Origin of the sequence: Cytobacillus sp. FSL K6-0265 (assembly GCF_038003465.1) — a bacterium.
In the GTDB taxonomy this organism is placed as follows: domain Bacteria; phylum Bacillota; class Bacilli; order Bacillales; family Cytobacillaceae; genus Cytobacillus; species Cytobacillus stercorigallinarum.
In genome coordinates, this window is sequence record NZ_JBBOPE010000001.1 from 70341 (window position 1) to 81961 (window position 11621).

9 protein-coding genes are annotated in these 11621 nt (G+C 38.4%); all 9 read left to right on the plus strand.

Translation table 11 applies throughout. From position 1 onward, the window contains the following. Positions 1-11 precede the first annotated feature (11 nt). Complete coding sequence (spoIIE, locus tag MHH73_RS00360) at positions 12-2486, plus strand: stage II sporulation protein E (RefSeq protein ID WP_341063995.1); 2475 nt, start codon at positions 12-14, stop codon at positions 2484-2486. Between the two features lie 115 nt (positions 2487-2601). Further along, complete coding sequence (locus MHH73_RS00365; protein ID WP_191817021.1) at positions 2602-3339, plus strand: VWA domain-containing protein; 738 nt, start codon at positions 2602-2604, stop codon at positions 3337-3339. Then, positions 3314-4261, plus strand: coding sequence for a protein kinase domain-containing protein (locus tag MHH73_RS00370; protein WP_341063997.1), 948 nt, complete (start codon positions 3314-3316; stop codon positions 4259-4261). The genes MHH73_RS00365 and MHH73_RS00370 overlap by 26 nt, the downstream gene beginning before the upstream one ends. 98 nt (positions 4262-4359) lie before the next feature. Next, positions 4360-5751 carry a tRNA lysidine(34) synthetase TilS gene (tilS, locus tag MHH73_RS00375; protein WP_341063999.1) on the plus strand — a complete coding sequence of 464 codons (1392 nt, stop codon included), beginning with the start codon at positions 4360-4362 and terminating at the stop codon, positions 5749-5751. Between the two features lie 24 nt (positions 5752-5775). Next, entirely contained in the window at positions 5776-6321 is a 546-nt protein-coding gene (gene hpt / locus MHH73_RS00380) for a hypoxanthine phosphoribosyltransferase (RefSeq protein WP_095371268.1), read from the plus strand. Positions 6322-6443: 122 nt separating this feature from the next. Continuing rightward, positions 6444-8441, plus strand: a complete 1998-nt coding sequence (gene ftsH / locus MHH73_RS00385; protein ID WP_191817024.1) for an ATP-dependent zinc metalloprotease FtsH — start codon at positions 6444-6446, stop codon at positions 8439-8441. A 436-nt stretch (positions 8442-8877) separates the two neighbouring features. Next, the gene (locus tag MHH73_RS00390; protein WP_191817025.1) at positions 8878-9657 is read left to right on the plus strand and encodes a type III pantothenate kinase; all 780 of its coding nucleotides are present in this window, start codon (positions 8878-8880) and stop codon (positions 9655-9657) included. A gap of 36 nt (positions 9658-9693) precedes the next feature. Continuing rightward, the gene (hslO, locus tag MHH73_RS00395) at positions 9694-10572 is read left to right on the plus strand and encodes an Hsp33 family molecular chaperone HslO (protein WP_191817026.1); all 879 of its coding nucleotides are present in this window, start codon (positions 9694-9696) and stop codon (positions 10570-10572) included. Positions 10573-10679: 107 nt separating this feature from the next. Further along, entirely contained in the window at positions 10680-11552 is an 873-nt protein-coding gene (locus tag MHH73_RS00400) for a peptidyl-prolyl cis-trans isomerase (RefSeq protein WP_191817027.1), read from the plus strand. Positions 11553-11621 lie beyond the last annotated feature (69 nt).

Here is an 11621-nt window from a genome sequence, read left to right on the forward strand (position 1 = left end):
GAGTGGGAATGATGGAAAAACTCGAACGAACAATTGCAGAGCCGATAGGGGAAGTGAATCTTCGTCGTCCCAAGATGGAGCTCTCAAAAATAGGTGGGAAAATACAGACGGGCCTGGAAACTTTCTTTATTAAAAAGGGGTACTTATTTTTAATTATTGGTTTTTTACTTGGACGAGCCCTTATATTGTCCCAGTTGACGCCATTCACTCTGCCTTTTTTTGCTGCGATGTATTTAGTAAGAAAGGATAAAGCACCGCTTGCTTTAATTGGATTGATTGGAGGAGCTTCGACATTATCATTTACTCATGGTGTGACTACGTTTTTAACATCCTTCTTTTTTCTATTTGTTTTTCGGATAAGTAAAAAGTGGATAACCAATGAATTAAAGGTAATGCCTGTATTTGTCGCTGTGACATTATTAATCAGTTCGATTATCCAATCTTATATCTTAACGGGACATGCGGCGATGTATGATTTGATGATGGCTAGTGTGGAGGCGAGTTTAGGATTTATACTATGTTTAATATTCCTGCAAAGCCTGCCGTTATTATTTTTTAACCGGAGGCGTCAATCGTTAAAAACAGAGGAAATCGTATGTCTTATTATTATGTTGGCCTCAGTAATGACAGGAACAATAGGTTGGACCGTATATGACTTATCAGTCGAACATGTGATGTCTCGCTATTTGGTTCTTGTGTTTTCGTTTGTTGCTGGAGCCACGGTAGGCTCAACTGTCGGTGTCGTGACAGGGTTAATATTCAGTTTGGCTAATATATCTAGTTTCTTCCATATGAGTTTATTGGCGTTTTCTGGTTTGCTAGGTGGGCTGTTGAAAGAAGGAAAAAAAATAGGTGTGGCTTTTGGTCTGCTCATTGCTACCTTACTCATGGGAATGTATGGGGACAATCAGTCAAACTTATTAATTGGTTTGTACGAAACTGGTGTAGCAATACTTCTCTTTCTATTAACACCACAAAGTTTTACGTCAAAGCTAGCGAAACATATTCCTGGGACGACAGAATATGCAGCGGAACAACAACAGTACATGAGAAAAATGCGGGATGTAACTGCGCACAGAGTTTCTCAGTTTTCTCATGTTTTTCAAGCATTATCGCAAAGCTTTGCCATGCAACATCAGGCTCCTGTAGTGGAAAATGAGGAGACAGATCGAGAATTGGATTATTTCCTAAGTAATGTCACAGAGAAAACATGCCAAACTTGCTTTAAAAAGGATCATTGTTGGGCAAGGAACTTTGATACAACATATGATTATATGAAAAACATTATGCATGATTTAGATGAAAAAGATGGACAAATTTCTTCACGGTTAGAAAGAGAGTGGGAAAAACACTGTACACGGTCAAAGAAAACGACAGAAGTGATTCAACAGGAGCTTACTTTTTATAAAGCAAATCAGCGGTTGAAAAAACAGGTGCAAGAAAGTAGGAAGCTTGTAGCTGATCAATTATTAGGTGTGTCTGCAGTGATGGGGGATTTCGCAAAAGAAATTCAAAGAGAAAGAGAGAATCATCATAAACAGGAAGAACTGATTTTAGAGGCCATCCAAGAGTTTGGGGTAGAGGTAGAACAGGTGGAAATTTATAGCCTGGAGCAAGGGGATGTTGATATAGAGATGACGGTTCCTTACTGCAATGGGCACGGGGAATGTGAGAAATTAATTGCGCCAATGCTTTCAGATATATTAGGAGAAACCATTTTAGTTAAATCTGAGGAATGTGCGAGTTATGCCAACGATTATTGTCATGTAACTTTTCGCTCAGCAAAGGCATATGTCATTGATACGGCAGTGGCACATGCGGCTAAGGACGGTGGTTTAATCTCAGGAGATAGTTATTCAACAATTGAATTAGGTAGCGGTAAGTATGCCATTGCCATTAGTGATGGGATGGGGAATGGAGAACGAGCACATATAGAAAGCAAAGAGACGTTAGAATTATTACAGAAAATATTACAATCAGGTATTGAAGAGCAAGTGGCCATTAAATCGGTCAATTCTGTTCTTTCATTAAGGACAACAGATGAAATTTTCTCCACATTAGATTTGGCGATGATCGATTTACAAAATGCAGATGCTAAATTTTTGAAAATAGGCTCCACACCGAGTTTTATTAAAAGGGGCAGCCAAGTAATGAAAGTGCAAGCAAGTAATTTACCTATAGGCATGATTGAGGAATTCGATGTGGATGTTGTCAGCAAGCAATTAAAAGCAGAGGATTTATTAATTATGATGAGTGATGGTGTATTTGAAGGGCCGAAACATGTGGAGAACTTTGATCTTTGGATGAAGAGGAAAATAACCGAGTTAAAAACGAATGATCCACAAGAGGTGGCAGATTTAATTATGGAAGAGGTAATTCGTTCAAGAGCGGGACGTATTGATGATGATATGACAGTGATGGTGGCAAAAGTGAAGCACAATATCCCGAAATGGTCGAGTATACCACTCCATAAACAAGCAAATTAATGGTAAACAGAATAGAATCTCCAATAGATGCGAGTTTTATGTATATTTCCTTTCTAATCCGTTGAAAATGGTTAGTAATCACTAAGTAACTTCTATCAGATTAGGAGGGAAAAAGATGAAAACAGGTAGCCTAAAACAAATTTTACTTATTACAGACGGATGTTCAAACGTTGGTGAAGATCCTATAGCGATGTCAGCTTTAGCAAAAGAGCAGGGAGTTTCCGTAAATGTAATAGGTGTAATGGAAAATGACGTTATTGATGAGAAAGGGATGCAGGAAATTGAAAGTATTGCCCTTTCTGGTGGTGGGGTAAGTCAAATCGTATATGCTAGACAGTTGTCGCATACCGTACAAATGGTAACAAGACAGGCAATGACACAAACATTACAAGGCGTAGTCAATCGTGAACTTACGCAAATCTTAGGAAATAAACAAACGATTGAAGATTTGCCTCCAGAACAAAGGGGCGAGGTAATGGAGGTCGTGGATGAGTTAGGGGAAACGGTTGAAATGGAAGTGTTGATTCTTGTCGATACGAGTGCAAGTATGAAACATAAGCTGCCAACAGTAAAAGAAGCCTTATTCGATCTATCTTTAAGCTTAAATGCACGAACGGGAAAAAATAAATTTGCACTGTTTGTATTTCCCGGGAAAAAGAATGATGTCGAAAAATTGCTAGATTGGACACCAAAGCTCGAATCGTTAACTTCTGTGTTCGCTAAACTCTCAACAGGTGGTATTACGCCTACTGGTCCAGCTTTAAGAGAGGCGATCACCTATTTTGATAAGAAGCGATCATTACGTAATTTAATTTCTAGAGATGACGATGAGTACTATGAAGAGTCAATTTAATCTACAATCAGGTGCTGTTATTAATGGGAAATGGCATCACAAGCATTATCGCATCGAAAAAGAACTAGGTGCAGGGGCTAATGGTGTTGTTTATCTTGCCACATACCAAGGGCAACTCGTTGCATTAAAAATAAGTGAAAATGGGTATACAGTAACTTCTGAAGTCAATGTGCTTAAATCCTTTACGAAGGTCCAAGGGTCTACCCTAGGGCCTTCTTTGTTGGATGTAGATGATTGGCAATCTTCCTCTAAGCTGTATTCTTTTTATGTGATGGAATATATTCACGGTCCTGACCTCCTCTCTTTTGTTAAACAGAAAGGAGAGGCATGGGTGCCTGTGCTCATGCTGCAATTACTTTCTGATTTAGAGGAGTTGCACAAAGCGGGGTGGGTATTTGGAGATTTAAAACCTGAGAATCTGATTGTTACAGGCAGGGCCCCGCGCATTCGTTGTATAGATGTAGGAGGAACAACAATAAAAGGCAGAGCAATTAAGGAGTTTACAGAATTTTATGATCGGGGATATTGGGGGCTTGGTAGTAGAAAAGCTGAGCCGACTTATGATTTATTTTCAACAGCTATGGTTTTTATTCACTGCGCCTATCCTAGTCGTTTCTCTAAAGACGGAAGAGGTTTAGAACAATTAATGGATAAGGTAAAGAAACATAAAAACTTAAAATGCTATGAAGACGTACTCATACCAGCGCTTCAAGGCAGGTTTAAAAGTGCTAGTGATATGAGACAAGCTCTGCTCACCTGTTCATATAAGCAAACTCGATCAAAGGGGAACAGTGTGTCCCCACAAACTCGGCAACCAACTAGAAAGACTAAAAGAAAGCGCCATGGAACAACTGGAGCGATTGTTGTCATCTTATTTATTGGCTGTATTTACTTTTTCTATTTATATAGTCAAATGGTGTGAGTGGGCTTAGGCAAAAATAATCGTTTATTTGGAAATAAACATTAAAAAAGTGATATCCTTTTAGTAGAAGTAATAGTTTAACATAAGGGAAGAATGTTATGTTTTATGCAAAGGTCAAAGCATTTTTATCACAAAAAAGCATTAAATTGGAAAATAAGCATGTAGGAGTTGCTGTCTCAGGAGGGCCAGACTCACTAAGTTTACTGCATTTTATGCAACATTTAAGTAAACAAGAGTGTTTTCGATTAGTAGTGATTCATGTCGATCATATGTTTAGAGGCGAAGAATCATTTGAAGACGCTAAGTTTGTAGAACGCTATTGTCAGAAGGCAGGCATTCCTTTTCATATGCAACGAATTGATGTTTCTGCACATATGAAGGAAACTGGAAAAAGCTCACAAATTGCTGCGAGAGACTGTCGCTATCGTTTCTTTGAACAAGTTATGCAAAGAGAAGTGCTTGATTACATCGCATTAGGTCATCATGGTGATGATCAAATTGAAACAATGTTAATGAGAATGACAAGAGGGAGTAGTGGTCTTGCTAGAGCCGGTATGCCAGTTATACGACCTTTTGGTAGAGGGGCAATTATACGGCCGTTCCTTTGCTTAAGTCGAAAAGAAATTGATTCCTATGTGGAGACTCATCACTTAGACCCTAGAATAGACCCTAGCAATGTAAAGGAAATCTATAGTAGAAATCGTTTTAGAAAAAATATCTTGCCATTTTTAAAAAGGGAAAACCCTCAAGTGCACAACCATTTTCAGCGCCTTAGTGAGGATTTGAGCGAAGATGAGGTATTTATGCAGGAATTAGCAGAAGCTCAATTGAATAGTGTAACAGAGAGGAAAAGTGCCAGTGAAATTCTTCTTTATATTGACAGATTTACAGATGTCCCAAAACCTTTACAAAGAAGAGTGATTCAACTAATATTAAATTATCTATATCAGGAAAGGCCATCTTCTTTATCCGCTACACATATTGAAAATGTTTTTTCCTTAATTACTCATCCTCATCCGTCTGGAACCTTACATTTCCCAAATGGTTTAACCGTTGTACGTTCATATGATTGTTGCTGTTTCTCTACTAGTGAAAAAACAGCCGTACAGCCGTATTTATTTCAAATACAAGAGCCAGGAAAGTTTGTTATTCCTGAAGTAGGCGAAATCAGCTTGCATTATGCCGATCAACCATTACAGGAATTTCAACAAATGAATTATCTTTTGGTTAAAGCGGATATCGCCTTACCATTAACAATTCGTACAAGGCAAAATGGTGACAGGATGAAGTTAAAAGGAATAAATGGTAGCAAAAAGTTAAAGGATATCTTTATCGATCAGAAAATTCCGCGGCAAAAACGGGATTTATGGCCAGTTGTTACGGATGCAATGGGTAACATAATATGGCTACCAGGATTAAAAAAGTCTGATCAAGCAGCTGAATATTCACCTGATACAAGCTATATTTTTCTGAAATACATAAAGCAATGATCTTCTAGGGGGCACAGGAATAAGATGCGAAACGAAATTGAAAAAATCTTAATTACTGAAGAAGAGCTTCAGCAAAAGGTTAGAGAGTTAGGTGGCTTATTAACAGAGGAGTATGATGGACGTTTTCCTCTTGTAATAGGTGTCTTAAAAGGCGCAATGCCATTTATGAGCGATTTAATTAAACGAATTGATACCCATCTTGAAATGGATTTCATGGATGTATCCAGTTATGGGAATTCTATGGTCTCTTCAGGAGAGGTAAAGATTTTGAAAGATCTTGATACTTCTGTTGAGGGACGTGATGTCCTCATCATAGAAGATATTATTGATAGTGGATTAACTTTGAGCTATTTAGTAGAGTTATTCCGTTATCGAAAAGCAAAATCGATAAAAATTGTTACTCTGCTTGATAAACCAACTGGCAGAAAAGCAGCAATTAAAGCGGATATCGTAGGTTTTAATGTACCAGATGAGTTTGTTGTTGGCTATGGATTAGATTATGCCGAGAAATACCGAAACTTGCCATATATTGGCATCTTAAAACCTGAGGTGTATAGCAATAATAATTAAGTGAATAGCGATGTGTGAAATACTTTACAAAACCCAGTCTGACCAAGTGTAATTCCTTGTATATGCACAATTTTGTATGATACGATACTATGTAGTTTGTTTACCGTGGGAGGAGGTAAGGGATGAATCGGATTTTCCGTAACACCATCTTTTATTTATTAATATTTTTAGTCATTATAGGGGTTGTCAGTTTCTTTAATGGCAATAACGAGCCAACAGAGGCAATGACTTATGACCAATTTGTTGAAAATTTAGAGTCTGGTCAAGTTGAAAGCCTTAGTTTACAGCCTGTAAGAGGCGTTTATGAAGTACGTGGTCAATTAGAAGACTATGAAGAAGGTAAATATTTTATCACATATATTGCTAATAGTGACTCTGTGATTGACCGAGTGGAAGATTTAGCAAGTGATTCCAAATTAGAGATTCTACCAGCAGAAGAAGCAAATGGCTGGGTAACATTCTTTACAACGATGATTCCATTCATCATTATTTTCATTTTATTCTTCTTCTTATTGAACCAAGCTCAAGGCGGCGGTGGCCGTGTAATGAACTTCGGTAAAAGTAAAGCGAAGTTATATGATGAAAGTAAAAAGAAAGTCCGTTTTAAAGATGTAGCAGGTGCGGACGAAGAAAAGCAAGAATTAGTGGAAGTTGTTGAATTCTTGAAGGACCCACGGAAATTCTCAGAACTTGGTGCGAGAATTCCTAAAGGTGTTCTATTAGTGGGACCTCCAGGTACTGGTAAAACATTATTAGCAAGAGCAGCTGCTGGAGAAGCAGGCGTACCTTTCTTCTCTATTAGTGGTTCTGACTTTGTTGAAATGTTTGTCGGTGTTGGTGCTTCTCGTGTGCGTGATTTATTCGAGAATGCGAAGAAAAATGCACCATGTATCATCTTTATTGATGAGATTGATGCGGTTGGTCGTCAGCGTGGCGCCGGTGTCGGTGGTGGGCATGATGAACGTGAGCAAACACTCAACCAATTGCTTGTAGAAATGGATGGCTTCGGTGCTAATGAAGGAATTATTATCATTGCTGCAACAAACCGTCCAGATATCCTTGACCCTGCGTTATTACGTCCAGGTCGTTTTGACCGTCAAATTACGGTTGATCGCCCAGATGTAACCGGTCGTGAAGCGGTATTAAAGGTTCATGCGAAAAATAAACCGTTAGATGAGTCGGTTAACTTAAAAACGATTGCTCAACGTACGCCAGGATTTTCTGGTGCAGACCTTGAGAACTTATTAAATGAAGCAGCACTCGTTGCCGCTCGTCAGAATAAGAAAAAGGTGGATATGACCGATGTGGATGAAGCGACTGACCGTGTAATCGCAGGTCCTTCTAAGAAGAGTCGTGTGATATCTGAAAAAGAAAGAAATATTGTGGCCTTCCATGAGGCAGGGCATACTGTCATCGGCTTAATCTTAGATGAAGCGGATATGGTCCATAAAGTAACAATTGTTCCTCGTGGGCAAGCAGGTGGATATGCTGTTATGCTTCCGAGAGAAGATCGCTACTTCCAAACGAAGCCGGAATTACTTGATAAGATTGTTGGTTTACTTGGAGGACGTGTGGCAGAGGAAATCGTGTTTGGTGAAGTTTCTACTGGTGCACATAATGACTTCCAACGTGCAACAGGAATTGCACGCCGAATGGTAACTGAATTTGGTATGAGTGATAAACTTGGACCGCTACAATTTGGTCAATCACAAGGTGGGCAAGTATTCTTAGGCAGAGACTTCAATAACGAGCGTAATTACTCAGATGCCATTGCATATGAGATTGATTTAGAAATTCAAAGCATGATTAAAGAATGTTACCAACGCTGTAAGCAAATTCTTACAGAGAACCGTGACAAACTAGATATCATTGCTAAAACGCTTTTAGAAGTGGAAACGCTAGATGCAGAGCAAATTAAACATCTATCTGACCATGGTACACTACCTGAGCGCCCAGCTTCTAAATCAAATGAAACAATTGAAGATTCAAACATTAAAGTAAATATTCGAAAAGATGACGATCGTAAAGATAATGAAGGTGAAATCACTGAAACAAGGGAAAAACAATCCCCTGCTGAAGAAGAAGAGCCTCCAGCAATTGATGAAGATCGTAAATCTTAATCAATAAAGAAAAAGCGCCTCACAATGAGGTGCTTTTTTTCTTATTGGTTGATTTCTGTTCTATCATAAAAATGGCGTTTCAAGTACAATCGCGTGTGTTACATGTAACGAGAAAGGCAATTCACAAAAGATAGCTCAGCAAAGGTCGTTTCTGCTATCCACTTATCATTCCTGGTCTATAACAGTGCAGTAATCACATAACTCTCCCTTTTACCCTTATTGATTTTGAAAAGCCTAACAATAGACTTAAAGCTTGGATTTAAGTAATTATTTAAAGGAATTACCTTATCAAAGGCAAGTGGTGACTCTTCCATTGGAGATAATTATTCAAGGTACTAAGTTTGCATTTCATAATTTGGATAATCGCAACAGAGGTGTGATATGATGTTCTCAGTATTAAAGTGTAATTATTTTATAGTGAGTGTGGTGAGGGTGCTTGATTTTTGTTTTTGATGTAGGGAATTCGAATATGATGATGGGTGTTTATCAACGAGATGAGTTAAAGTATCATTGGCGAATAGAGACTGATCGTCATAAAACAGAAGATGAATATGCGATGATTGTGAAATCGTTGTTTGAGCATGAGCAATTAACTTTTGCTGATATAAATGGTATTATTATTTCCTCCGTTGTGCCTCCGATTATGTTTGCTTTGGAGCGAATGTGTGAAAAATACTTTCATATCAAACCATTAGTTGTTGGTCCAGGGATCAAAACAGGTTTGAATATTAAGTATGATAATCCAAAAGAAGTGGGAGCCGACAGAATCGTCAACGCAGTGGCAGGTATTCATGAATATGGCGGACCGCTCATAATTGTTGATTTTGGCACAGCAACTACGTATTGTTATATTAATGAGCATAAACAGTATATGGGTGGTGCGATTGCACCTGGTATTGGTATCTCTACTGAAGCGCTATACTCTAGGGCAGCGAAGTTACCGCGGATAGAAATTGTTAGGCCTGATGATATTATCGGAAAGAATACTGTCTCAGCTATGCAATCAGGCATTCTCTTTGGCTATGTGGGTCAAGTAGAGGGGATTGTAAGTAGAATGAAGTTACAAGCAAAAGAGGAACCGCTTGTTATTGGTACAGGTGGGTTGGCCTCGCTGATCTCAAAGGAATCAACGATCATAGATATTATTGATCCATTTTTAACCTTAAAAGGTTTACAGCTTATTTATAAACGGAATATGGACACGATAAAAAAGTAGAATAACGTCTGTATTCGTCATGGAAGGAGTATTAAAATGAGTGATTATTTAGTAAAAGCTTTAGCTTATGAAGGACAAGTGAGGGCATTTGCCGTTCGTTCAACAGAAACAGTAGGAGAAGCGCAAAGAAGGCATCATACATGGCCGGTTGCTTCAGCAGCACTCGGGAGAGCAATGTCCGCTGGTGTAATGATGGGGGCAATGGTAAAGGGAGAAGACAAAATCACAATTAAAATTGAAGGTAATGGCCCACTTGGCCCACTCCTAGTTGATAGTAATGCAAAAGGGGAAGTGCGTGGTTATGTGACTCATCCTCAAGTTCATTTTGAATCTAATGCACAGGGCAAACTTGATGTTCGTCGTGGGGTTGGAACAGAAGGTACTTTGACAGTAGTAAAGGACATTGGCATGCGAGAAAACTTTTCTGGACAAGTACCAATTGTATCAGGAGAGCTTGGGGAAGATTTTACGTATTACTTTGTCACATCTGAACAAACACCATCATCTGTTGGAGTGGGTGTATTAGTCAATGATGACAATAGTATATTAGCTGCAGGTGGTTTTATTATCCAGTTAATGCCTGGGACAGATGATGAAACAATTACAGCCATTGAACAAAGACTATCCAATATTGAACCTGTTTCAACAATGATTGAAAAGGGCTTAACACCAGAAGAAATCTTACAAAGTGTTCTCGGTAAAGATCAAGTGAATTTCTTAGAAAAAATGGATGTTAGTTTTACTTGTACATGTTCAAAAGAACGGTTTGGCAATGCGATTATTAGTTTAGGAAAAGAGGAAATTGCAGATATGATAGAGAAAGAAGGTAGTGCAGAGGCACAATGTCATTTCTGTAATGAAGCTTATCATTATAATAAAGAAGAACTTGAGGCATTTAAACAAGAAGCAAACTAAATGTGAGGGCTTAGGCGTATCTTGATTCTTAAGAACAATAGGGGAATGGAAGGTGCACCTAAGTCTTTTTTTATAGAAATATATGCAAAGTAGTAGGGGGAGGAGCTTTGAAAAGACAACATTTATGGTTAATCATAATCATACTAGTTGCGATTAACTTTATGAGCGTTGCTTATTTTCTTGGGAAGAGCGAACCGAGTCAATCTGAAGTGGTGGCGCAGATTGGAAAAGATGAAATTACAAGGCAAGATTGGTTAAATGAAATGGAGGGTCGCTACGGGAAAGAAGTGCTAGACGAAATGATTGATGGGAAGGTTATCGAGGCTGCTGGAGATAAATACGATGTTCAAATTGGCAAAGAAGAGATTGACCGTGAAATCAAAATGTTAAAATCAGCGTATGGCACATCTGCGGCTGCTTTATCAATCAACGAAGAACAATGGAGAAAACAAATTAAAGATAGTTTAATGCTTGAGGAGCTTTTAACAAAGGAAGTTAGTATTTCTGAGGAAAAGCTGCAACAATACTACGAAGATAACCAAGCTCAATATGAAATTAAGGATACATATCATCTATCACAAATTGTACTGGCTACTAAGGAAGAAGCAGAACAAACAGTGAAAGAATTAGACAATGGCTCAAGCTTTACAGCCATGGCGTTGGAGAAATCAACAGATACATTAACAGCTGCACAGGGTGGTGACCTTGGTTATGTGACAGTTGATGACGATAATTATGAAACCATCATTCAAGCAGCGCAAGATTTAAAAGCTGGAGAATGGTCTAACCCTGTAAAAACCGATGAAGGGTATGCCATCGTTTTGTTACAAGAGTTTGTTGAGGGGGAAACGTATTCCTTTAAGGATGTCAAATCACAAATACGGAGACAAATGGCTTTAGAGCAAATGGATCTTCCTGTTTCTACTGAGCCTTTTAAGGATGAAGTGGACATCGAAACTTTTTATGATGGGGCATTGTAGTTTTTTGTTATTTATAGAGTTCATTTAGCATAAGCTAACATGAATCGCTCAGGTATAAAGTTTTAAATT